Raw genomic sequence first — 22,450 nt, 5'->3', positions numbered from 1 at the left:
CTCCGTTCCACCCAGACGAGCCAGTCCATGAACGCCATTCCGCCGTCGCTCCACTATCTCGCCCTCGGCGATTCCTACACGATCGGTGAAGCGGTGGCCGCCGATCGACGCTGGCCGGCGGTGCTGGTACAGCGCCTGCGCGCGGCCGGCGTGGTGATCGGTGACCCGCAGATCGTGGCCGTCACCGGCTGGACCACCGACGAGCTGGCGCAGGGCATGGATGCGGCGACGCTGACGCCGCCGTACGACCTGGTCACGCTGCAGATCGGCGTGAACAACCAGTACCGGGGCCGCTCGGCCGATGACTACCGCGAGCAGTTCGCCGGCTTGCTGGCCCGCGCGATCGGCCTGGCCGGCAGTCGCGCCTCCCACGTGGTGGTGGTCTCGATCCCCGACTGGGGCGTCACCCGCTTCGCCCGCGAACAAGGGCGTGACGCAACGCAGGTTGCCAACGAACTGGATGTCTACGACGCCATCGCGCGTGCCGAAACCGCGCGTGCCGGCGCGCATTGGGTCGACATCACCGCCATCTCGCGCCGGCATCCGGACCTGCTCGCGGACGATGGCCTGCACCCGTCCGCTGCGCAATATGCGTTGTGGGTCGAGCTGATTGCACCGGTGGCGGACGCCGCGTTGCGCTAGCCCCGACTTAACGGGTTCGCTGCGCGCCGCACCACAATCGCCGGTTGTGGCCGGCCTGTTGTCCGGTACTCGGCCTGTCGACACCCGGCCTGTCGACGAACTGGACGATGCCATGCGCCTGTTCGGCGAATGCCTCGATGCCATTGACGCGCGCCCGCCTTGAACGCAGCCGGCTTCGACGACATATCGGACGGCGTATCATTGTGCTTTTCGACTTGCCACCTGCTGGAGCTCCCTCATGTCCCTCGACGCCCCTACCCGCGAACGTATCGAAAGCCTGCTCAAGGATCACCGCGTGGTGCTTTTCATGAAGGGCGATCGCCGGCAGCCGATGTGCGGTTTCTCCGCCGCCGCCACCAATACACTGAACGAACTGTTGCCCGACTATCACACGGTCAACGTGCTGGACGATCCCGAAATCCGCGAAGGCATCAAGGCCTACGGCGACTGGCCGACGATTCCGCAGCTGTACGTCGGAGGCGAGCTGGTCGGCGGTGCCGACATCATCCGCCAGATGTACGGCAGCGGTGAGCTGCATGCCTTGTTCGGCGTGGCCGCGCCGGATCGCACGCCGCCGGAAATCACCATCACCGACGCCGCCGCCGAGGCGATCCGCCAGGGCACTGCGAATGCGCAAGGCGTGGCGCTGCATCTGGAGATCGGCCCCGACCACAGCGCCGGGTTCCAGTTGGCGCCGGCTGGCGAGGGCGACATCGTTGCGCATGCAAATGGTCTGGAAGTGCATTTCGACCCCGCCAGCGCGCAGCGCGCCAGAGGCATCGTGATCGACTGGGTGTCCACCGTGCAGGGCGAAGGCCTGAGCCTGAAGTTTCCCGGCGCGCAGGAAATCGGCTCGCTCAGCGTGCAGCAGTTGCAGCAGCGACTGGCCGCCGGCGACATCACCCTGATCGACGTGCGCCCGGCCCACGGCCGCGCGCAGGCCGCGCCATTGGCACAAGCGCGCGTGCTGGAAGACGAAGGTTACGAGAGCCTGGCCGCGCTGCCGAAAGATACCCCGCTGGCCTTCATCTGCCACCACGGCGTATCGAGTCGCGCCATGGCAGAGCGCTTTGCCGCACACGGATTCACCAACGTGCACAACGTCGAGGGCGGCATGGATGCTTGGGCGCGCGAAGTGGACACCAGCATCCCGCGCTATTGATCCGCAGTCACGGCGACACCCACACGAAGCGCCCCGCAGCGGGCGTTTCTTTCGGCCGGCGCAGGCATGAGCCACTTTGGCGATCGGCCTATAATTGAAGGCTGTCCGTTCGAGTGTGGATCCAGCGATGAATGAGGCGTCAAGCACCAGCCCGGCCACCTTGCGCGACAGGGCGCGCATGCATCTTCGCAATCGGGACTTGTTGCTGGCGGAACAATCCTATCTGCGCCTGCTCGCGGCAAAGCCGGACGACATCGAAGCGCTGCGCTTTCTGGCTGGCGAGTATCTGTCTCGCGGCGACACCGCCAAAGCCGTCGAGTTGCTGGCGACCGCCGACCGGGCAAATCCGGACGATCCAGCCACATTGAACCAGCTCGGCACCGTGCAGCTGAGCGGCGCCGACCTCACCGCCGCGGTCGCGACGCTGCGGCGCTGCCTGCAGTTGGCACCCAACATGTTCATGGCGCGCCTGCGCCTGGCCATCGCGCTGGAGCGGCTGGGTGAGGCGCATGAGGCCCTGCTGGCGTACTTCAACGCCATAAACACCGCGCAGGCTCAGGGACGCTGGCTCAGCGATGCCTCGACCGCGCCGGAATTGCGCCAGACCGTCAAGCGCGCCATGAACTATGTGGACGCGGGCCGACGCCAGGTGTTCGATCGGGTCATCGAGCCATTGCGCGAGCGCTATGGCCGCTCCGAGCTGGCGCGCGTGGATCAGTGCCTCGCGATTTATCTCAATGAGCAACCGGCGAACCTGCCCGATCCCCGTCAGCAACCGAAGTTCCTGTACTTTCCCGGCATCCCGTCGCAGCCGTTCTATCCGCGCGAACGGTTTCCATGGCAAGCGGCGCTGGAGGCCGGCGCTGCTTCGATCCGCGAAGAGCTGCGCGCCGTCATCGCCGACGAGCAGAACCTCGAGTCCTTTCTGCAATCGGGCCGGCCCGAAGAAGCCGAAGCCTATCTGCGAGCGTCCGGCGATCGCGCCGCGGCCTGGGACGCTTATTTCTTTTATCGCCACGGCGAACGCTTCGACGCGCATTGCGCAAGTTGCCCACAAACGGCGGCACTGCTTGAAGAGGCAGCGTTGGTGCACATCCGCGATCACGCGCCGGAAACGCTGTTTTCGGTGCTGCGTCCGGGTACGCATATCCTGCCGCACCGCGGGGTCACCAATACCCGCCTGGTCACCCACCTGCCGCTGATCGTGCCGCCGGACTGCGCCTTGCGCGTGGGCGGGGAAACCCATGTGTGGCAACCCGACCAGTGCGTCACGTTCGACGACACCTTCGAGCATGAGGCGTGGAATCGCAGCGACGAGACCCGAGTGGTGCTGATCCTGGACAGCTGGAACCCTGATCTGAGCGAAGTCGAGCGGGCCGCAGTGACCGACCTGGTCGCGGCGATCGGCGACTTCAACGCCCACGCCGCGATCTGATCAACCGCGCACTGCGGCAGGCGATCTACTCCGGGAACAGCTCGATCAACTCGGGCAGGTAATCGACATAGTTGCGCCAGCGTTCGACCGAACGCTGGTGGATCGGTTGACGGGCCTGCCATTGGCTGGCTGACGTTATCACCGACGTGCTTCCATGGTCCGCCTGTGCCGGATCGAACGGCGTCAGCCCAAGCTGCGCAATCAGTTGCGCGATCGTCGTTGCCGGATCTGCCGCGACCTGCTCGTAGTCGATCGTGATGATCGGAATCGACAGACTTCGTTGCCAGTGCGCCATCAATTCACCACACCCGGTCGCCATGGCGGCGATGTCATGGAAGTCTCCGGCGAAGCCATAGTCGTCATGGGCGAACGACTGGCTCCAGATCGACAGCGCGGTGTCGCGCGCCTGGCGGCGGCAGTAGATCACGCGGGCGTCGGGAAACAGCGCCGCGATGGTGTCCAGGTAGCGGAAATTGAGCGGATTCTTGTCGATGTAGCAGGGCGTCGGGGCGTCGTCCCGCCGCAGGTGTGCCAGATAGATCGCAGCCGCATCGTCCACTGCCGCCGCCCGCTGCGTTGCATCGAGCCCGGCCAGCCGTTCGGCCAGGTAAGCCAGCGTGGGCAGCTCGCCGCGATTGCGTATGTCGGGGTGACGACCCAGCAACTCCGCCACCAGGGTGGTACCGGTGCGCGGCAAACCCACCACAAAGATCGGCACGCTGTCGCGCGCCACGGCGCGACTGACCGGCATCGGCGCACTGGCGATCCGTGCCGCCACGAATGCCTGCCACGTTCCTCGCGACCACGACCCTAGCGGGCGCATCAGCTCGTTGGCCTCACGCCAGGCGCCCGCGGCCGACGCGAAATCGCCGATGTCGTCAAACGCCTTGCCCAGCGCGAACAGGACCCCCGCCCGCGCGCGCGGCGACAGTGCAGGATTGCGGATACCGCTCTCGAACAGCGCAAAGTCCGGGTGCTGGCGGTCGCGGTAACGTTCGATCGAGGCCAGGCTGGCAAGCACGAACCACAGATTCTGGTCGATGCCGTGCGCGATCGCGTCCAGATAGTGCTTGCGCGCCGATTCGAAACGACCCAGCTCCTGCGCAAGAGTGCCCATCAACGCGGACAGGCGCGGGTCGGCGTTGCCGCGCGCCTGCTCGCGTTCGCACAATTCGGCTGCCAGGTCCTGGCGCTGGCACTCGCGCATGAACTGGGCCCAGTCGAGCACGCCCTGCGTGTTGCCGAGGACTGCCTCCACCCGTTCGGCCAGCCCACCTGCCGCTGCGTTGAGCTTGCCTTGGCCACGCAGCACCTGGCCAAGGAGCATGGCAGCGCGGGCGTCTGTGGTGTTGTCGGCCAGCAGCCGTCGCAAGCCGGCTTCAGCGTTTGCGGCATCGCCGGCCTGCCACGACGCAAGGGAGAACCAGTAGCGCAGCGCCACTGATGTCGGCTGATGGGCCAGCGCCCGTTCGAGCACGGCCGCAGCCAACGATGGATAACCACGCTGCAGCACGATGCGGCCGTAGCCCAGCCAGGCGTCCGCCGAGGTCGAGTGCAAATGGTCGTTCAGGATGCGCAAGGCTGTCTGCGACCCGCTCGCCATTGCCGTGGCGAGCCACTGGTCCACCCGTGCCAGCTCGGCGCGGGACGGCTCCCAGTCGGCTTGTGACGCGCCGACCATTGCAACCGCGGATAGCGGGACGAGGTTGTCGTTCAAGGGGATTCCCGTCATCGTTGTCGGCGAGCGCGCCATGCACGCTCGTCCGGGCCAGCGTCCGTGTCAGCGCGTTTGTGGAAACAGCAGGTACAGCGAAAGGATGTACTTGTCGTTCGAAAGCGGTGGCCGGCCGGCGTGCTGGTACATCCAATACGGCGGAAACATCAGCAGCTTGCCGGCGCGCGCCGGTACGGTAATGCCCAGATCGCAGAACTCCGTTTCGCCACCTTCCGCCACGTCGTTGAGATACCACAGGAACACCAGATAGCGGTTTGCCACCTCGTAGATCGCGTCGAAATGCGGCTGAAACGCCTCGCCACTGCCGGCCACGTAGCGTTTGATGCGCATCGGGGATATCTGCGGCGAAGGCGGCACCGGGATGCTCAGGCCAAGGCGCTGGTTGTAAGCGGCAAGGTAATCGTCGATCTGCTTGTAGAAGTAGCCGAGGAACGCTTCGTCGGCCAGGGCCGAGACATCGAGCTCGGTCCAGGAACTGGCGTCGAGGCCGGCGCGCCAGCCGGGACTGCGCACGATGTGCCGGTCGGCGGTCTGCTTGAACGAGGCAATCAGCTGCTCGCAAAAAGCCGCCGGCAGCGCACCATCGAAGGTCTGCACGTAGCTGCGTACGTCCGCTACCGGCAACGCGATCACCGGCGATGGTTCAACGGTCATAGCCCCAGTGCTCCATGACGTCTTTCAGGATGGGAAGCAGGGGTGCGAACTCCTGCTCGTAGCGGCGCCAGCGGCCTACCGCTGATTTGTTTGGCGGTTGCACGACCTGTGCGTAGCTCGGTGTGCTGATGAAACCCTTCTGTTGCGCATGCTGGTGGAAATTGCGCAGCGACAGCGCATCATCGATGCCGATGAAGGCGCCGATGCGCTCCACCTCGGCGTCGAAATTGTCCAGCAGATCTTCGTAGCGCAAGTGCAGCACGTGCGGCTTGAACAGTTGCTCGTGGTGGATCCAATACTGCATGCCGTTGACGTAGCCTCGCGCCAACCGCTCCAGCGACGAGCACAACACCTGGAATCCCGCCGCACGAAAGTTCTGCATGTAGCAGCTGAGGATCACGTCGCAGGGATGCCGCAGCGCCAGGATGATCGGCGCATCGGGGAACAGCCGGCAGATCAATGGCAGATGCAGCAGGTTCAGCGGGTTCTTGTCGACCAGCCGTTGACCAGGCTGCAGCGTGACGACCGTACTCACCTGCTCCCAGTAATGGCGCCGCAGCGCAGCGCACGTGGCAGGGTCGAGTTCGCCCAGCGCTTCCGGATATTGCAGCCCCAACGCGAGCACCCGCTCGGTGACGCCCTGCAGGAATGGCTGTTCGTCCATCGAGGCGAGCGTGGGATGCGCGTCCAGCATCTGTTCGAGCATGGTCGTGCCGGAGCGCGGAAAGCCAACCACGAAAATCGGCGAGGGCGGCTCGTCCGCCGACCGCAACGGTGGTGGCCAGTCGGCAGCCTGTGCTGGTGTCATGCGGATCAGCGCCGGCGAAAGCGGCTGCACATCAGGCAACAGCAGTTCGGGTACCAGTTGCGCAGCCTTGACCATCTGCGCCGCGTGCGCTTTGGCCAGGGCGTCCATGGCGGCAGCAGTGTCGCCCTGTTTATCGCAGGCCTTGGCCATCGAGAAGTACAGATTGCCGAGCTGGTTGGTTTCCTTGGTCATCGCGATCAGGCGCTGAAGCAATGACCGCGCCGCTGCCGGGTCGCGACCGCGCATCGCCATGACACCCATCGCGCTGATCACCTCGAGCTGGTCGACCGGGTCGCGCAACGTTGCTGGATCCGGCAGGCTGGCCAGGATCACGTCCGCTTCGTCCAGTCGATTGACCCTTTCCAGCAGCCCCACCATGCGCGCGAGCGTTCGCGGGCGCGCACCGTCGAGCTGCATCGAGCCGCCAAGCAGCTGCTCGGCGTCGGATATGCGGCCCATCTGGGTGAACATCCACGCCAGATCGATGGTCAGATCGTCACTGAGCGGCAGCCAGTTGCGCCACCCGCTCACCAACCGGGCTGCTTCCGCATTGTCGGCGCACTCGCAGCAGGCCATCGCCGCGTAGATACAGATCTCATGATCGTCGGGCAGCTGTCGCGCCGCCTGCGCCAGGTGTTGGCGTGCCTTGGCATAGTCGGCGATTTCCTTGTACAGCAGGCCAAGATTGGCGTGGATACCGGCATGTTCGGGTGCCAGCCGCAAGGCCAGCACGTATGCTTCCTCGGCCTGCGCCGTGAGCCCGCCTTCACGCAGCGCATTTCCCAGATTGATCCAGTGGTTGGCCTGCTCCGGGTAAAACACGGTGAGCCGCTCGTGAACCGCCGCGGCGCGGAGTGGCAGCCCCTGTTGCTGCAAGGCAATTCCCAACAGGGTGAGCGCGGTTTCATCATCCGGCTGGCCATCGAGCAGATGACGACACGACTGTTCGGCCTGGCCGGCACGTCCACTGTGCAACAGCTGCATGATGTGTTCGATGTCGCTCTGCTGCGTGGCCAAGCTGTCAATGCCCTTGAATATGAAGACAAAAAAAACCGCGCGGCTTGCACCGCGCGGTTGATTATAGCGACCTGGGCGTTCTGGATCAGAACGTCACGGTCACGCGACCCCAGAAGTAGCGGCCGATCGGCTCGTACGTGTTGATGTCGGTGTTCGCGTTCAGCACGTTGTTCTGGTACATCAACGGCGGCTGCTTGTCGAGCAGGTTGTTGACGCCCACATCCAGGCGGGTGTGGTAAGCCGCGAGGTTATAGCCGAACGCGAGGTTGTTGTAGATCTGTGCATCAGACTTCAACTCCACGCCCTTGAAGCCAATATCAGCAGAGGAGTTCTCGCGCAGATCCGCCCAACCTGTGGTCACCGCACCGACATAACGCACGGTGTAGTTGACGTTCCACGGACCGTTGGTCCAGTTCAACTGGCCCAGACCGCGCCAGCGGGTGTAGTTGCCATACTGGTTGTTGTAATGACCCGCCATATGGACGATAACGTCGCCCGGCTGGCCCGGCGCGGTGTCGTTGTCGTACCGGGTCAGATAGGTCGCATCCAGCGAGGCCGTAAGGTCGCCCCAGTTCTGGCCAGCGATATCGAAGTGCGGAATCTTGTACTTGATGCTGCCATCGATACCCTTCGTGTTCACCTTGCCCAGATTGACGGTCGGCTGACTGATGAAGGAGAAATCGCCGCTGACGTTGCGATGGATCAGCGAGCAGAACGGGCTGGACTCATTTTGGAAGCAACTGGTGAGGACGGTCTGCGCGGCGACCGGGGTAATCGTGTCATCCAAGGTTACACGCCACAGATCGGCACTGATCGACAGGCCGGGAGCAAAACTCGGGTCGTAGACGAAACCGTAGTCATACGACTTGCCGTGTTCCGGCTTCAAGTTGTATCCCGCAGCCACGGAACCGGAGATCACGCCGGTGGTCTGCGAATTGCCACTGCCAGCGAAGCCCGGCGGCACGAACTGGCAGGCGGCTGCATGCTGCGCAAGCTCAGCGGCGGAGAGGTGGAGACAGGGATCGGTCACCTGTGGCGCGCTGCCGGTGGCACCGTTGTATAGCTCATTGATGTTCGGTGCGCGGAACACACCAGCGACCGTACCACGCAACAGCAGGTCGTCAATCGGGCGCCATTCCACACCGAACTTCTGGTTCCAGCTGCTGCCGGCGGTGTTGTACTTGGAGAAGCGCGAACCGATCGTCACGTTCAACGACTTGACCATCGGCAGGTCAGCGAGTACCGGCACGAACAACTCGAAATAGGCTTCCTTGTCGGTGAAGCTGCCGTTCAGCGGCGTCGAACAGGCCTCCTGCGAAATGAAGCAGGTACCGTCGAGGCCCTGCGTCTTCGCGATCAGGTCGACCTGGTAATTCTGGTATTCCTTGTCGTACGACAAGCCCACGGCCAACTGGGCGGTACCGGCCGGCAGGTCGAACAGGCTGCCGTTGGCGCCAACTTCAACGCGACGCGAGGTCTGCAAGGTGTGATAGAACGGCGCAGCGGCGAAGTTCTTGAGCGCAGCGGTGGTCGCCGGATCGTTCAGGTTGAAGATGTTGACCGGTGTGCATCCGGCGATGACATTGCCAGCCGAACCGCACTTCACGACGCCGTCGGAATCCAGGAAGGACGGACCAAGTGCCTGCTTCAGGCCGTTGTAATACACGTAACCCGGGCTCTGCTGCTGGGTGCCCTGATGACCGTAGTTGAGGTCACCGAACCACTGCCAGCTGCTGTCGGCACCGAAGTTACCCTTCAGACCGGCCACGACCTGGCCGGTGGTGGTCGAGTAGTGCAGAACGCGCTGACCCAGATTGGTGAAGCGACTCACGTAGTTGTAAGCGGTGGGGGCGCCGGCGGCATCCGTACCCGGGCCGAAGTCCTGGCCGAACGGGTTGTAGTAGTTGTCCTTCGAGATCGTCACACCATCGCTGTTCGCGTCGAACGGCAGTGCGGCCAATGCAGCATTGGACGTGGTCTTGTTGTAAAACGCGTCGAAATAGGCCGACACGTTGTCGGTCAAGTTGTAGTTGGCCAGCGCGAAGACGTTGGTACGTTCCTGCGGGGTCTGGATCAGGTTGTGCGCTGCGTAGTTGTAGGCATCGGTCAATTTGTTGTACGGACGATAGTCAGCCCGTGTGGTCTTGCCGGCAACGGGATTCGCCAGCGTCACGGTGCCGCCGCCGTTCGCGTCGGAAAGGAACGCGCGGCCGTTCGGGTTGCGGCTGGAACCGGCGTTGAAGACCGAGCCGGAGTACAGATAGGTGGCGTACTTCGAGTAGTCGCGGTTCGCCGACGAGATCGCATCGAACTTGTTGTAGTCGATGCCGGCAACGATGTTGCCCTTGTCCGACGAGGTACCGAAGGTGGCTGCGAAACCGCGCTGGGCACCGTCGGAATGATCCGACTCGCCATAGTTGGCGCTGATCTGCGCACCCTGGAAATCGTTGCGCAGGATGAAGTTGACCACGCCGCCGATCGCGTCGGAGCCGTACGTCGCGGACGCACCGTCCTTCAGCACTTCGATGCGCTCGACCATGCTGGCCGGGATCGTGTTGATGTCGTTGTTGAGCACGCGGTGACCGTTCACCAGGATCAGGGTACGGTTGGAACCCAGACCGCGCAGCGACACGGTGGAGGCGCCGTCGCCGCCGCCGTTGTTGACGCTCGGGTTGGTCGCGGCACCGGCGATCGCCGGGATCTGCTGGACCAGGTCGCCGAGGGTCTGCTTGCCGCTGGCCTGGATCTGCGCGCGGTCAATGGTCAGCACCGGGCTGGACGTTTCCAGGTCGACACGACGAACGCGGGAACCGGTTACAACCACCGTCTCCAGGGTCGAAGCCTTTTTCTGGCTCGGCTGGTTGGCGGCGTCCTGCGCGCCGGTGTCCTGTGCGAATACGGTGCCCGAGGCGCCGACCGCGATGACAGCGCCCAGCGAAAGCGCCAGACGAACTGCCGAAGAAAGTTTTGTGACCCCAAGTTTCATAACACCCTCCGATTAATTATTGCCATGGGTCAGAAAAGGTTCTGCCCAAAAACTGCGACTTGGCCTGCATTTGCCAGACCGGTGAACTCCAGACCCACGAGCTTGATCCGACCTGATACTAACAGGCAAATAACGCTACGTGAACATGCCGCATACCTGTCTCGACAGGCAGGTTGCAGCCGGCACGCTTCTCCCGGCGCTTCTTTCCTGGACCCGTCCGCACAATTGGCGCTTCCGTCTCCGGTCGCCTTTATCATGCTTGCTTTACGTGTTGTCAACAAATTTTGTACATTCGGAATCCACCCAACAGCGTGGGTTCAGCGGCCGCGGACGAAGCGGATGCCCGGCTGGACGGGATGGGCAGACGCAGTCCCGATCGCCCAACCGCACCGCGGCGCGCATGCTATGTTTCGCTTGCCATTCATGACGGGGGTCACGCAATGCGGATGGGTCTGGCAATCGATGCGGCCTGCGATCTTTCGCAGACCTTCCTGCAACAGCACGACGTCGCGGTGATGCCCATCACTGTCCGTGTGGACGATGAGGTCTTCATGGACGATCGCGAACCGGCTGAAATCCAGCGTTTCATCGACCGGCGGCTGGGCAGTCGCAGTCATTCGGCGGAAACCGAACCCTGTCCGGTCGAAGGCGTGCAGCAGTTGTTCCTCGACAAGCTGGTGCTGGAGCAGGACTGCGTGTTCTGCCTGACCATCACCGCCACGCGCAGCCCGATCAACGAAAACGTCAACCGCGCCAGCTTCGCGATCCTGAAAAACTACCGTCAGGTGCGCGAACAGGCCGGCGTACCCGGTCCGTTCATGATGAGGGTCATCGACACCCGGAACATCTTTGCCGGTGCCGCGCCGGCTGTGTACGAAGCTGCCCGATTGATCGCGGCGGACGAAACGCCGGCCGTGATCCGCGAGCGCCTGACCCACATAGCCAATCACTCCTACGGCTACATGTTGCCGCGCGACTTGTACTACCTGCGCGCGCGGGCGAAGAAGAAAAACGACCGCAGCGTCAGCCTGTTCAGTGCGATGCTGGGCTCGGCACTGGACATCAAGCCGCTGCTGCGCTGTTTTCGCGGCGAAACCGGACCCGTAGGCAAGGTGCGCGGGTTCGAACAAGGCGCGCAGGCGCTTTTCGGTTATGCCGCGCAACGGGTTCGTGCCGGCCTGCTGGTTCCGATGGTGTGCGCGAGCTACGGCGGCGATCTGGCCGTACTCTCGCACCTGCCCGGCTATATCGAGCTGCGTCAGGCGTGCGAGGAATGCGGGGTCGAGCTGATGGAAGCACCGATGAGCATCACCGGCATGGTCAACGTGGGCGAAGGCGCGGTGACGCTGGGCTTCGCCGCCGAGGACCACGTCGCCGAGTTTTGAGCAACCCGGTTGAGGCCCTCAGAAACCGTAGTTGAGGAATCCGCCATCCACCGCCAGCACCTGGCCGGTGATGTAGCTGGCCGCAGGCAAGCACAGGAAGGCGATCGCGGCGGCGACCTCCTCGGGCTCGCCGATCCGCTTCAGCGGCGTGCGCTCGAGCACTTCATCCAGATAGTCGGTGTCGGCCAGGGCCGGTTCCGAGCGCTGGGTGCGGATGTACCAGGGCGCCACCGCGTTGACCCGAATGCCATCCACCGCCCATTCGGCCGCTAGATTGCGGGTGAGCTGGTGCAGCGCCGCCTTGCTCATGCCATAGGGCGAGCCAGTGCGCACGTGCGTGATCCCCGACACCGAACCCACGTTGACGATCGCCGCGTTGGCATGCTGCGCCAGCTGCGGGTGCGCCAGCCGGCTCACTTCGAACGCGGAGAACAGATTCTGCTCGAAGATCGCGCGTGCCTCGTCGAGGCTGTAGTCCAGCGTGGCCGCCGGTTGGTTGCCACCAGCGTTGTTGACCAGCAGCGACAGCGGGACACCCAGATCGGCAATCCAGTCGAACACCGCCAGGCGCTCCTCCGCCTCGGTCAGGTCCGCGCCAAACGCCAGGACGTCGATATCGGGGAAGTCGTCACCCAGTTCCACCCGCACCTGTTCAAGGTAGTCCTCGTCGCGTGCGACCAGCAGCAGGTTGGCGCCGAGGCCGGCCAACTCCCGTGCGACGGCATGACCGATGCCCTTGCTGGCACCGGTGATCAGGGCGGTATGGCCATGCAGGTGCCAGGCGTCGGGGCGGCTGTTCATGGGCGCAGCTTAAAACGTCCGTTGCAGCAGGCATAGCGGCACACCGCTTGCCCGCGTCCCGGCGCGGCGGGACACTGCCACTTCAATCACACGCGAGAACATCATGAAGAAGTTGCCGCTCCTGCTCTGCGTGCTCGCCTTGGGCGCCTGCTCCAGCAAGCCGCCGGAACCGAAGGCAAAGGCGGCTGATGTCGCCACCCCGTTCGACGGCTTGAGGGCTGACGAGCAACGAGCCAAGGACGTGCAGAAAATCGTCGACAAGCAAGCCGAGGATCAACGCAAGCAGATCGACGCGCAAACGCAGTAGTCATTCAATACCGCGAAAACCGGCCGGCGGAGCCCTGCGAAGTTGCGGCGCTCAGCGCGGAGCGCACAGGCAATCGGCGTAAACATTGGGAGTGCCGGCCTTCGCACTGCGCAGCAACTGCAGCTCCGGCACCAGCGCGGGCAGTTGGGCGAACCAGCCAGGCAGGCGGATACCCCAGGACTGCATCACGCGCACGCTGGCACTCTTGTTGAGACCGATCAGGAACCGCTCGAAGCCGCCGATGGGCGCCTCCACATAACGCACCGGATACCCCTTGCCCAGTTTGGCCAGGCTGGCCGCATAGGCAACCGCAGCATCCAGACCGCCGAGCTGGTCAACCAGGCCACGATCGAGTGCCTGCTGGCCGGTCCACACGCGTCCCTGCGCAATCGCATCGATCGCCTCGTAGCTCTTGCCCCGCGCCTTGGCCACGTTGCCGACGAAGTCGCGGTAACCCTTGTTGATGATCGCCTGGATCACCGCCCCGACCTTCGGGTCGAGCGGACGGGTGATGTCGAACGCACCAGCCATCGGGCCGGTGCCGACGCCGTCGCTCTGCACGCCGAACTTGGCCAGCGTGGCAGGCATCGTGTAGTACATGCCGAAGATGCCGATCGAACCGGTGATGGTGTTCGGCTCGGCGAAGATGCGGTTGGCGTTCATCGAGATCCAGTAGCCGCCGCTGGCCGCCACGTCGCCCATCGATGCCACCACCGGAATGCCGGCACGGCGCGTCAGCTCGATCTCGCGGCGGATCTGTTCGGCCGCATAAACTTCGCCACCGGGAGAATTCACCCGCAGTACCAGCGCCTTGGTCTTGCTGTCCTCGCGCGCGGCACGGATCAGTGCCGCGGTGGACTCGCCGCCGATCGAACCGGGCGACCGCTTGCCGCCGCCGATCTCGCCCTCGGCGACCACGATCGCCACCCCCGGCTCGAACGCCCGGATATCGTGCGGCACGCTGGCCAGATACTGCTCCTGATCGACCTGGCGAAAGCTGTTGCCCTTGCGGTCCGCCGGGATTCCCTCGCTGCGCATCATCCTGATCAAATCTGCGCGAGTCGCCAGCCCGTCGACCAGGTGCTCGTTCAGCGCGAGCTGCGCCAGGTCACCCTGCGTACTGGCGATATGTTGCGGCAGGTTGTCGATGTCGTCGCGCAAGGTGGCCGGCTCGAGCTTGCGCAGTTTGGCCGTCTCGTCCAGGTAGCGGTCCCAGATGCCGCTCATCCAGTAGCTGTCGGCCTCTTTCGCCTCGGTCGAGGCGTGGTCGAGGATGTAGGGTTCGGCCGCACTCTTGAACTCGCCGACACGGAACAGGTGCACGTCGACGCCAAGCTTGTCCAGCAAGTCCTTGTAGAACAGGCGATAGTTGGCCAGACCGGTGATCATCACGCCGCCCTGCGGATCGATCAGCACTCGATCGGCGTGCGCGGCAAGGTAGTACTGGCCCTGATCCAGGTTCACCGCCCACGCGATCACCGGCTTGCCGGCGGCGCGAAACCGGTCCAGCGCCGCACCGACCTCGCGCAACGCGGCAAAGCCGCCGCCCTGCAGTTCGTCCGGCAGCAGCAGGATGCGGCTGATCCGCTTGTCCTTCGCCGCCGCATCGATCGCTCCGACCAGATCCCGCAACTGCACCTGCTTCGGCTCGTCGCCGGACAGCCCGGCCAGCGCACGCTGCAGCGGATCGATGCTGTACTGCTCGACCAGTTGGCCCTGCGGCTTGAGCACCAGCACGCTGTCGTTCTGCACTGCACGTTCCATCCGGCTGCCGGCGACGCCGGCCGTCACCAGCAGCAACAGCACGAACAATACGCTGAAGAACACCAGGTTGATGATCACCAGCCTGACCAGGTTGATGCCGCGCCCGAGCGTGCGCAGGAAAGCCGGGAAACCGTTGCGGCGCGGCGGAAGCGGTGGCGTCATGCGTGCGTATCCATGGTCATGGGTCAAGCGTAGCCGGTCAGGCCGGTGCGGTCATCGGGATGACGCCAGCGCTGCCTGAACACGCTGCGCCAGAAACGGGTGAACAACATCACCGCCGCCACCGAAAGGCCGGCGATCAACCCCATCCACATGCCACGCGCGCCCATGCCGTGGTGGAACGCCAGCCACCAGCCCACCGGCATGCCGATGATCCAGTAGGCGAACAGGGTGATCGCCATCGGCACGCGGGTGTCCTTGAGGCCCCGCAACGCGCCGTTGGCGGCGACCTGGATGCCGTCGGAAAACTGGAACAGCCCGGCCAGTACGATCAGCTGCGCGGCCAGCGCGATCACCTTAGGATCGTGCGTGTACAGCGACGCGATGAAATGCGGCAGGCCCAGCATCAGCCCGGCCGACAGCAACTGGGTCGCCAGGGTCAGGCCGATGCCGCAGAAGCCGGCGTAGCGCACGCCGCGCTCGTCGCCACGGCCCACCGCATTGCCCACCCGCACGGTGATCGCCATCGCCAGGCCGAGCGGGATCATGAAGAACAGCGAGGCGATGTTGATCGCCACCTGATGGCTGGCGATCACGTCCTCGCCCAGGGTGGCGATGATCAGCGCGGTGGCCACGAACAGCCCGGCCTCGGCCAGCAGGGTCACCGCCATCGGCAGGCCGATGTGCACCAGTTCGCCGATCCGCCGCGGGTCGGGCCATTCGAAATGATCGAACAGGCCAAACCCGCGATAGTTGCGTCGAAAGATCACATACGTGCCGAACGCCAGCATTTCGATCCACAGCACGATCGCGGTGGCCACACCGCAACCATGCGCACCCTGCGGCGGAATGCCCAGCTTGCCGAACATCAGCACGTAGCCCAGCGGCACCAGCAGCACCAGCCCGCCCAGGCTGAAATACATCGACGGCCGAGTCAGCGACAGGCCTTCGGACAAACCGCGCAATGCGAAGTAGCAAGTCAGCGCCGGTGCTCCCCAACTGATCGCCAGCAGGAAACGTTGCACGTCGTGACGCAGGCTGGCCGTCACGCCGATCAACTCGATCAACGGCTCGGCGTGGCGTACCGCGAACCACAACACGACGCCCATGCCGAGTGCCAGCCACAACGCCTGGCGAAAGACCGCACCGACCTCGTGCCTGCGACCGGCGCCGTCGAGCTGTGCCACCGAAGGCGGCACCGCCATCATCATGCCGATGCCGCTGACGATCGCCAGCGACCAGATGCTGGCGCCCACGGCCACCGCGCCCAGCACGTGCGCGCCGACGTGCCCGGCCAGCACCGCATCGATCACGTTGCTGCCGACCGCCGCCAGTTGTGCCGCGATCAGCGGCAACGCGAGACGCACGGTGGCGCGCACCTCGTGCAACAGGTGCGCACGTTCTGGGCGGAAAGGTTTCATGGGCACAGCAGACTCCAGGGCCGGACATTCTACCTGAGCCATAGGTCACGCCCGCCCGATCGTCACCCTGTGCGAAGATCGCCCGCTGCAACGGACGGGAACCGCGATGAAGCACTTGACCAGCCACGAAGGATTGCACTGCGCCAATTGCGGCGCGCCGATGCAGGGCGAGTTCTGCCACGAATGCGGACAATCGATCCACAGCGTGCTGAAGCCGATGCACCACATGGTCGAGGAAACCGTCGAGACGGTGCTGCACATCGACGGCCGAATCGTGCATACGCTGCCGCCGCTGTTGCTGAAGCCGGGCTTCCTGACCCTGGAGTATTTCGCCGGCCGGCGGGTGCGCTACATCGCGCCGTTCCGGCTGATGTTCGTGCTGTGCCTGCTTTCGTTTTTCGTCGCCCATCTGGCAATCGATCAGGTCAGCAACAAGGTCGGCGCGCACGGCTTCCCGCTGGTGAACGTCGACAGCAAGGCGATCGAGAAGGCCGACAACCCCGCGGAAGTACGCGAGGCCTTGCAAGACCAGTTGGACAACCTGCAAGACGCGCGCGAATCCGGGGTACTGCCAGCCAATCTGTTGGAGCAGATCGACGTCTCCGCGCGGGATCTGCGCAAGAAAGCCAGCAGGCGGTTGGTCGAACTCGGTGCGGCCCCGATGCCGGCCGCGTCAATCGCCGCGCCGCTGCCCGATGCCCCAGCGGCAAAATCCAGGCACGCGACCAAAAACGATGTCGTGAGGAAGGCCGTCCGGCGGCAATCGACCCCGGTTCATATCAGCTGGTTGCCGGATGTGGTCAATGCTCGCCTGACCGAGATGGGCCACCGGATGCAGGAAAACTGGGACACCGTAAAACACAGCGAAGACCCGTCCGCCCGCGCCGAAGCGAAGCAGCGGATGATCAACGGCGTGTTCGGCACGCTGCCGGCCACCATGTTCGTGCTGATCCCGGTGTTCGCTGGCCTGCTCAAGCTGTTCTACGTGTTCCGGCGGCGGCTGTACATGGAGCACCTGATCGTGGCGCTGCACAGCCACGCATTCATGTTCCTCGGTCTGCTGCTGATCCTCCTCACCAGCATGCTGTCGACCTGGCTGCGTCCGTACGCCGCCTGGGCCGGCTACACGCTGGGCTGGGTAGAGGCGCTGTTGATCCTGTGGGTTCCGACGTGTCTGCTGATCATGCAAAAGCGGATCTACCGGCAGGGCTGGCCGATGACCCTGCTGAAATTCTGGTGCATCGGATGGTGCTATTTCTGGCTGTTGGCCATTGCGCTGACCATTGCAGCAGGGCTTGGCATGGCTCACTGATGCCACTTCACAACCCACGCCGTGGCGGGTTTTGCACAGCGTCATGAACCTGTCAAGGCAATCGGTGCGCACTTGTCAATTACATGACCCGCGGCCGAACGACATTTACAGACTATTGAATCAAAAGACTTTTCTTGCGTGACCAAAACCTCGTCAGACCGTAGTGAAAGGCGCCACGGCGCGCCTTGGGGCGCCCTTTCCCCGCTGCATCCACAGACTTATCCACAGCTCTTGTGGATAAGCGCAAAAAGCCCGCGGAGATAGCCACTTACCCTCAACTCCTCAGATAGTCAGGCAGCAGACAGGCGCAACCCTGTCCCTGCCCGGACTTCGCCGTCGTCGGACGCAGTTACACTGGCCCGCCGCGAGGTAACCATGCCTGTCGTTCTACGCGTCGCCCTTCCGGTCCCCTTGCTGACCCTGTTCGACTACCTGCCGCCCGCGGTGGGCGAGGCGCGCCCGGGCTGCAGGGTGCTCGTGCCGTTTGGCCGCAGCAAGCAGGTCGGTGTGGTGGTGACGGTCGAGGCCGAAACCGCGGTCGGTGGCGCCCGGCTGAAACAGGCCCTTCAATTGCTCGACGATACGGCGCTGCTGGACGGGGAACTGATGCAGTCGCTTGCCTGGGCAGCCGACTACTGGCTTGGCGCACCCGGCGAGGCCTATGCCAACGCCTTGCCGTTGGCGCTGCGCGAGGCCAGGGCGCTGCCGGCCATTGGCGATGAATATTGGTCGCTTACTCGCGCCGGTCACAGCGCGCGCGATGCCGGCAGCCGCCGCGGCGGCAGTGGGGCCTTGCTGGCCCTGCTAGCGGACGGTGCGTTGAGCGCGCAGGAGCTGACCGAGCGTCAGCCGGGCTGGCGCGGCGCAGCGCGTCGACTTGCCACGGCCGGCCTGCTCGAACGCAGCGAACGGCCACCGCCGGATCGTCCACTTCCCTCATCGCTGGCGCCGCAGCTGAGTGACGAGCAGCAACAGGCGGTCGCCACGGTGGGTGCCAGTCTCGGCCGATACCAGCCGTTCCTGCTCGATGGCGTCACCGGGAGCGGCAAGACCGAGGTCTATCTGGCGCTGATCGAACAGGTGCTGGCTCAGGGTAAACAGGCCTTGCTGCTGGTGCCGGAAATCGGTCTCGCGCCGCAAACCGTGAAGCGCCTGCGCGAGCGGCTCGGGGTGATCGTCGAGGTACTGCACTCCAGCCTGTCCGAGGGCGACCGCGCACGTGCGTGGCTGCGCGCGCGTGCCGGTAGCGCGCGGGTGATCCTGGGTACCCGTTCGGCGGTGTTCACACCGCTGCCCCAGGCCGGCCTGATCATCGTCGACGAGGAACATGACGGGGCCTACAAGCAGCAGGAAGGCTTCCGCTACCACGCCCGCGACCTTGCCCTGGTGCGTGCCCGCGCGTTGGGCGTGCCGGTGCTGCTGGGCTCCGGCACGCCATCGCTGGAATCGTTGGCGAATGCCGAAGCCGGCCGCTATCGCACGCTGCATCTGCGCGCACGCCCGGGCGCGATCCGCCCGCCGCAGGTGCAGATCATCGACATGCGTGCGCAACGGCTGGAGCACGGCATGTCGCCGGCGTTGCTCGGCGCCGTGGCGGACACGGTGGCGCGCGGCGAGCAGGCGCTGGTATTTCGCAACCGCCGCGGCTACGCGCCGGTGCTGCTGTGCCACGGCTGCGGCTGGCATGCCGACTGCCCGCGCTGCGAACGTCCGCTGACCCTGCACGCGGGCCGGCGCCAGTTGATCTGCCACCACTGCGACTATCGCCAGCGCCTCCCTGCGGCGTGCCCCGGTTGCGGCGGAACCGATCTCAAGCCGCAGGGCCAGGGCACAGAGCGGCTGGAAGAAGCACTGCTTGCACAATTCCCCCAGGTCCCGGTGCTGCGCGTGGACCGCGAAACCACCCGCCGCCGCGACGCGTTCGAACAGTTGCTCGACACGCTCAAGGACGACCAGCCGGCGATCCTGGTCGGCACCCAGATGCTGGCCAAGGGCCACGACCTGCCCAACCTCACCCTGGTGGCGATCGTCGGCGTGGACGAAGGTTTGCACAGCGTGGATTTCCGCGCCGGTGAACGGCTGGCGCAACTGGTGGTGCAGGTGGCCGGTCGCGCCGGGCGCTCAAGCAAACCCGGTCGCGTGGTGCTGCAGACCCACCAGCCGGAACACCCGCTGCTGCGCAGCCTGCTGGCGCATGGCTATGCCGCCGCGGCGCGCGAGTTGCTGGCCGAGCGTCAGCTGATCCAGTTGCCTCCGTACAGTCATCAGGTCCTGTTGCGCGCCGATGCGCCGCAGCGCGAACACGTCGATGCCTTTCTCGCCGCCGCGCATGCGGCGTTGCCGCCTGGCGATCAACTGCAGATCGCCGGACCGATGCCCGCGCCCATGCCGCTGCGGGCAGGCCGCCATCGCGGCCAACTTCTGCTGGAGGCGGCCAACCGCCGCTCGCTGCACGGAATGCTGCGCACCTGGCAGTCGGCCCTGGCCGCACTGCCGTCCGCACGAAGGGTGCGCTGGTCGCTGGATGTCGATCCGATCGACCTTTACTGAGCCACGTTCAGCGCACGTCGGTCCGCAACGAACCCGGCTTCACCAGCCAGCGCACCGCCATTATCCCCAGCTCGTACAGCAGGCACATAGGAATGCCCAGCATCATCATCGAGGTGATGTCCGGCGGCGTGATCAGCGCGGCGATCGCAAATGCGCCGACGATGGCGTAGCGACGCGCGCTGCGCAGCTTGTCCAGATCGACCACACCGACTGCGGCCAGCACCACCACCGCCACCGGCACCTCGAAGCACAGGCCGAACGCAAAGAACATCAGCATCACGAAATCGAGATAGTGGGTGATGTCGGTCATCATCTCCACGCCCTCGGGCGTCACCGCGGTGAGGAAGCGGAATGCCGCCGGCAGCACCAGGAAATACGCGAACGCACAGCCGACGTAGAACAGCGCCATCGCCGCGATCAGCAGCGGCCGTGCCAGTCGCTTCTCGTGCTTGTACAGGCCCGGGCTGACGAATGCCCACAGCTGATACAGGATCACCGGCATGCAGATGAAAAGAGCCGTATAAAAGGCCAGTTTCAGCGGCGTGATGAACGGGCTCGTGACCTCGGTCGCGATCAGGTGCGCACCCTGCGGCAACCGCGCCACCAGCGGCGCGGCCAGTTCGGCATAGAGACGGTTTGCAAACGGCACCAGCGCCACCAGCACCAGCACCACGGCCGCCACCGACTTGAGCAGGCGTGCGCGCAACTCCAGCAGATGCGAAAACAGACCTTGCTGCAGATTGTCCGCGTCCACTTCGGGTTCCGGCCCACCGGGCTCAGTTATGCTCATGCGGGGAGCCTCCTGCAGGTTTTTCGGGCGGCTCGCCCAAGGGCAATTCCGCCTGCATGCTGGCGCCCGGTTCTTCAGGGACTTCAGTCGATTCGAGGGCTTGGGCGGACTCCGCGGCCACCGGCGCCTTGACCTCGGCAACCACCTGGCCCAAGGGCTCATGTACCTTCGTCAGGCCATCCTTCAACTCGTTCTGCACGGCTTCCGCACGGGCCGCGGCGTCGCGCGCGGTGCGCCTGATCTCCTCGATCTCCAGTTCGCGCTCGACCTCGGCACGCACATTGTCCCAGCCACTGCGCACGCGCCGCATCAGGGCGCCGGCGGTGCGCGCGGCGGCGGGCAGCTTCTCGGGGCCGAGCACGATCAACGCGATCAGGGCGAGCAGCACCATTTTGCCGAGACTGATCTCGATCATCGCCCCGCTCCGCCCGCCGCGTGCCTACTTGGTTTCGCTGGAGTCGCGCTGACCCTGCTTGGTAGTGCTGTCGGCCGGCGGCGGATCGGCACGCAGCTGCTCGGCCTCCTTGCGTCGGGCCTCCTCGTCCTTCTGCTTGGCCTCGTCGTCGCCGCTGAGGCCCTTCTTGAAGTCGCGAATGGCAGCGCCCAGGTCCGGCCCGAGGTTGCGGATCTTCTTGGTGCCGAAAACCAGCAGCACGATCGCCAGCAGGATGAGCCAATGCCACACACTGTCAAAACCCATATCGACCTCTGAATCCACCTGGCTGAACGACTTTGCGCGCGGTCCGAAAGTACTCGCACGATCAACGTGCAGTGTACTCCTCAAGCCGATCGCGGAAATCAACCACCGGCGCCGGCACATGGCTGACGCCGCCCTCGAAAATCCGCCGTGGCGTGATGCCCGCGCCATACACCGCCGCATTCGCATCGTAGTCGATGCGCAGCGCCGAGCCATCCAGCGCGACCCCGGCAAACAGGCCGCGGGTGCGCGAGTAGGAATAGATCTCGGCCTTCAACTGGCCATCGGTGGCGGCCGTGGCAGTGCGTCCGACCGGACCGGCCGCGGCAGACGCATCGGCGCCGAGCGTGAACTTGCCGCTCACGATCGAGTCCACGCCGCGCTGGGTACGAAATACCAGAATCACGTCGGTGGACGACACCCCGGCCTGGAAACCCACGCTGCCGCCGGTCATGGTGATGAAGCTCGGGTTGGACCAGGTGCCGTCCGGACTCTTGATCGAGATCAGGCCTTCGCCGCGGCGGCCACCGAAGATGAAGCCGGCCTTGATCATGTCGGGAATCACCGCGATCGCCTTGGCATCGCGCAGCAGATCCTGCGGAATCGCCTTGTCCGGTGCCTGCATGATGTCGCTGAGCACACGCACCGCATTGGTCGCGCGCACCAGCGGCGGATCCTCGGCCTGCGCGGCCATCGCCGGCAGCAGCAGGGCCATGCCGATCAGCAGCAGTCGATGCAGTGGGGTCTTCAACATGGGCAGCTCCACTTGGGTGGGGGATGTCGGGTTCGGGAAGATCGAAGCAAAGCGCGGCGCCTCGCGCTTGT

Annotated in this window: 18 protein-coding genes; 7 read left to right on the top strand and 11 right to left on the bottom strand. The window is 64.9% G+C overall.

Annotation, left to right across the window (positions count from 1 at the left end; translation table 11 throughout):
* Window positions 1–27: 27 nt before the first annotated feature.
* The 3 genes from CIW53_RS01000 to CIW53_RS00990 all read left to right on the top strand — a co-directional run bounded on the left by CIW53_RS01000 (window position 28) and on the right by CIW53_RS00990 (window position 3,239).
* Window positions 28–642, top strand: a complete 615-nt coding sequence (locus tag CIW53_RS01000) for an SGNH/GDSL hydrolase family protein (RefSeq protein WP_149362841.1) — start codon at window positions 28–30, stop codon at window positions 640–642.
* Between the two features lie 238 nt (window positions 643–880).
* Window positions 881–1,804: a Grx4 family monothiol glutaredoxin gene (grxD, locus tag CIW53_RS00995; protein ID WP_149362840.1), complete on the top strand. Its 924-nt coding sequence runs from the start codon at window positions 881–883 to the stop codon at window positions 1,802–1,804.
* Between the two features lie 127 nt (window positions 1,805–1,931).
* Window positions 1,932–3,239 (top strand): aspartyl/asparaginyl beta-hydroxylase domain-containing protein, encoded by a 1,308-nt coding sequence (locus CIW53_RS00990; protein ID WP_149362839.1) that lies wholly within the window; start codon window positions 1,932–1,934, stop codon window positions 3,237–3,239.
* 25 nt (window positions 3,240–3,264) lie between these two features.
* Here CIW53_RS00990 and CIW53_RS00985 read toward each other — a convergent pair whose 3' ends face one another.
* The 4 genes from CIW53_RS00985 to CIW53_RS00970 form a co-directional block, all read right to left on the bottom strand.
* Window positions 3,265–4,956, bottom strand: a complete 1,692-nt coding sequence (locus tag CIW53_RS00985) for a sulfotransferase (RefSeq protein ID WP_172969551.1) — start codon at window positions 4,954–4,956, stop codon at window positions 3,265–3,267.
* Between the two features lie 63 nt (window positions 4,957–5,019).
* On the bottom strand, window positions 5,020–5,628 hold the full coding sequence (locus tag CIW53_RS00980; RefSeq protein WP_149362837.1) for a 2OG-Fe(II) oxygenase: 609 nt from the start codon (window positions 5,626–5,628) through the stop codon (window positions 5,020–5,022).
* Complete coding sequence (locus CIW53_RS00975; RefSeq protein WP_149362836.1) at window positions 5,618–7,453, bottom strand: sulfotransferase family protein; 1,836 nt, start codon at window positions 7,451–7,453, stop codon at window positions 5,618–5,620. The genes CIW53_RS00980 and CIW53_RS00975 overlap by 11 nt, the downstream gene beginning before the upstream one ends.
* A gap of 85 nt (window positions 7,454–7,538) precedes the next feature.
* The gene (locus CIW53_RS00970; protein WP_149362835.1) at window positions 7,539–10,439 is read right to left on the bottom strand and encodes a TonB-dependent receptor; all 2,901 of its coding nucleotides are present in this window, start codon (window positions 10,437–10,439) and stop codon (window positions 7,539–7,541) included.
* A gap of 440 nt (window positions 10,440–10,879) precedes the next feature.
* Between CIW53_RS00970 and CIW53_RS00965 the strand changes: the two genes are divergently transcribed.
* A complete protein-coding gene (locus tag CIW53_RS00965) occupies window positions 10,880–11,824 on the top strand; it encodes a DegV family protein (protein ID WP_172969573.1) in 945 nt (314 codons plus the stop codon).
* Between the two features lie 18 nt (window positions 11,825–11,842).
* Here the strand turns inward: CIW53_RS00965 and CIW53_RS00960 are convergent, their stop codons facing one another.
* Complete coding sequence (locus CIW53_RS00960; RefSeq protein WP_149362833.1) at window positions 11,843–12,625, bottom strand: SDR family oxidoreductase; 783 nt, start codon at window positions 12,623–12,625, stop codon at window positions 11,843–11,845.
* A gap of 103 nt (window positions 12,626–12,728) precedes the next feature.
* On the opposite strand from CIW53_RS00960, the gene CIW53_RS00955 reads away from it, so the two are divergent.
* Window positions 12,729–12,932, top strand: a complete 204-nt coding sequence (locus CIW53_RS00955) for a hypothetical protein (protein WP_149362832.1) — start codon at window positions 12,729–12,731, stop codon at window positions 12,930–12,932.
* 51 nt (window positions 12,933–12,983) lie between these two features.
* On the opposite strand, the gene sppA is transcribed toward CIW53_RS00955, so the two are convergent.
* Together sppA and CIW53_RS00945 are read right to left on the bottom strand one after the other, a co-directional pair.
* Window positions 12,984–14,858 (bottom strand): signal peptide peptidase SppA, encoded by a 1,875-nt coding sequence (gene sppA, locus CIW53_RS00950; RefSeq protein ID WP_149362831.1) that lies wholly within the window; start codon window positions 14,856–14,858, stop codon window positions 12,984–12,986.
* 23 nt (window positions 14,859–14,881) lie between these two features.
* Window positions 14,882–16,276 carry an MATE family efflux transporter gene (locus tag CIW53_RS00945; protein ID WP_149362830.1) on the bottom strand — a complete coding sequence of 465 codons (1,395 nt, stop codon included), beginning with the start codon at window positions 16,274–16,276 and terminating at the stop codon, window positions 14,882–14,884.
* Between the two features lie 106 nt (window positions 16,277–16,382).
* Between CIW53_RS00945 and CIW53_RS00940 the strand changes: the two genes are divergently transcribed.
* Together CIW53_RS00940 and CIW53_RS00935 are read left to right on the top strand one after the other, a co-directional pair.
* Window positions 16,383–17,588 carry a DUF3667 domain-containing protein gene (locus CIW53_RS00940; RefSeq protein ID WP_149362829.1) on the top strand — a complete coding sequence of 402 codons (1,206 nt, stop codon included), beginning with the start codon at window positions 16,383–16,385 and terminating at the stop codon, window positions 17,586–17,588.
* 375 nt (window positions 17,589–17,963) lie between these two features.
* Window positions 17,964–20,138 carry a primosomal protein N' gene (locus CIW53_RS00935; protein ID WP_149362828.1) on the top strand — a complete coding sequence of 725 codons (2,175 nt, stop codon included), beginning with the start codon at window positions 17,964–17,966 and terminating at the stop codon, window positions 20,136–20,138.
* Window positions 20,139–20,145: 7 nt separating this feature from the next.
* Here the strand turns inward: CIW53_RS00935 and tatC are convergent, their stop codons facing one another.
* The 4 genes from tatC to CIW53_RS00915 form a co-directional block, all read right to left on the bottom strand.
* Window positions 20,146–20,928: a twin-arginine translocase subunit TatC gene (tatC, locus tag CIW53_RS00930; RefSeq protein WP_149362827.1), complete on the bottom strand. Its 783-nt coding sequence runs from the start codon at window positions 20,926–20,928 to the stop codon at window positions 20,146–20,148.
* Window positions 20,915–21,343, bottom strand: coding sequence for a Sec-independent protein translocase protein TatB (tatB, locus tag CIW53_RS00925; protein WP_149362826.1), 429 nt, complete (start codon window positions 21,341–21,343; stop codon window positions 20,915–20,917). The genes tatC and tatB overlap by 14 nt, the downstream gene beginning before the upstream one ends.
* Window positions 21,344–21,367: 24 nt before the next feature.
* Complete coding sequence (gene tatA, locus CIW53_RS00920) at window positions 21,368–21,628, bottom strand: Sec-independent protein translocase subunit TatA (protein ID WP_149362825.1); 261 nt, start codon at window positions 21,626–21,628, stop codon at window positions 21,368–21,370.
* Between the two features lie 61 nt (window positions 21,629–21,689).
* The gene (locus tag CIW53_RS00915) at window positions 21,690–22,379 is read right to left on the bottom strand and encodes a lipid-binding SYLF domain-containing protein (RefSeq protein ID WP_149362824.1); all 690 of its coding nucleotides are present in this window, start codon (window positions 22,377–22,379) and stop codon (window positions 21,690–21,692) included.
* Between the last annotated feature and the right edge of the window lie 71 nt (window positions 22,380–22,450).

The sequence above is a fragment of the Rhodanobacter sp. T12-5 genome, assembly GCF_008329435.1.
Classification (GTDB): domain Bacteria; phylum Pseudomonadota; class Gammaproteobacteria; order Xanthomonadales; family Rhodanobacteraceae; genus Rhodanobacter.
The sequence above is the reverse complement of the archived record's forward strand: the minus strand, read 5'-3'. Positions and strand labels throughout refer to the sequence as shown.

Bases quoted from the DNA above. Each gene is read 5' to 3' on its own strand.
- CIW53_RS01000 (WP_149362841.1), top strand. From the start codon at position 28: ATGAACGCCATTCCGCCGTCGCTCCACTATCTCGCCCTCGGCGATTCC.
- grxD (WP_149362840.1), top strand. From the start codon at position 881: ATGTCCCTCGACGCCCCTACCCGCGAACGTATCGAAAGCCTGCTCAAG.
- CIW53_RS00990 (WP_149362839.1), top strand. From the start codon at position 1,932: ATGAATGAGGCGTCAAGCACCAGCCCGGCCACCTTGCGCGACAGGGCG.
- CIW53_RS00980 (WP_149362837.1), bottom strand. From the start codon at position 5,628: ATGACCGTTGAACCATCGCCGGTGATCGCGTTGCCGGTAGCGGACGTA.
- CIW53_RS00970 (WP_149362835.1), bottom strand. From the start codon at position 10,439: ATGAAACTTGGGGTCACAAAACTTTCTTCGGCAGTTCGTCTGGCGCTT.
- CIW53_RS00965 (WP_172969573.1), top strand. From the start codon at position 10,880: ATGCGGATGGGTCTGGCAATCGATGCGGCCTGCGATCTTTCGCAGACC.
- CIW53_RS00960 (WP_149362833.1), bottom strand. From the start codon at position 12,625: ATGAACAGCCGCCCCGACGCCTGGCACCTGCATGGCCATACCGCCCTG.
- CIW53_RS00955 (WP_149362832.1), top strand. From the start codon at position 12,729: ATGAAGAAGTTGCCGCTCCTGCTCTGCGTGCTCGCCTTGGGCGCCTGC.
- sppA (WP_149362831.1), bottom strand. From the start codon at position 14,858: ATGACGCCACCGCTTCCGCCGCGCCGCAACGGTTTCCCGGCTTTCCTG.
- CIW53_RS00945 (WP_149362830.1), bottom strand. From the start codon at position 16,276: ATGAAACCTTTCCGCCCAGAACGTGCGCACCTGTTGCACGAGGTGCGC.
- CIW53_RS00940 (WP_149362829.1), top strand. From the start codon at position 16,383: ATGAAGCACTTGACCAGCCACGAAGGATTGCACTGCGCCAATTGCGGC.
- CIW53_RS00935 (WP_149362828.1), top strand. From the start codon at position 17,964: ATGCCTGTCGTTCTACGCGTCGCCCTTCCGGTCCCCTTGCTGACCCTG.
- tatC (WP_149362827.1), bottom strand. From the start codon at position 20,928: ATGAGCATAACTGAGCCCGGTGGGCCGGAACCCGAAGTGGACGCGGAC.
- tatB (WP_149362826.1), bottom strand. From the start codon at position 21,343: ATGATCGAGATCAGTCTCGGCAAAATGGTGCTGCTCGCCCTGATCGCG.
- tatA (WP_149362825.1), bottom strand. From the start codon at position 21,628: ATGGGTTTTGACAGTGTGTGGCATTGGCTCATCCTGCTGGCGATCGTG.
- CIW53_RS00915 (WP_149362824.1), bottom strand. From the start codon at position 22,379: ATGTTGAAGACCCCACTGCATCGACTGCTGCTGATCGGCATGGCCCTG.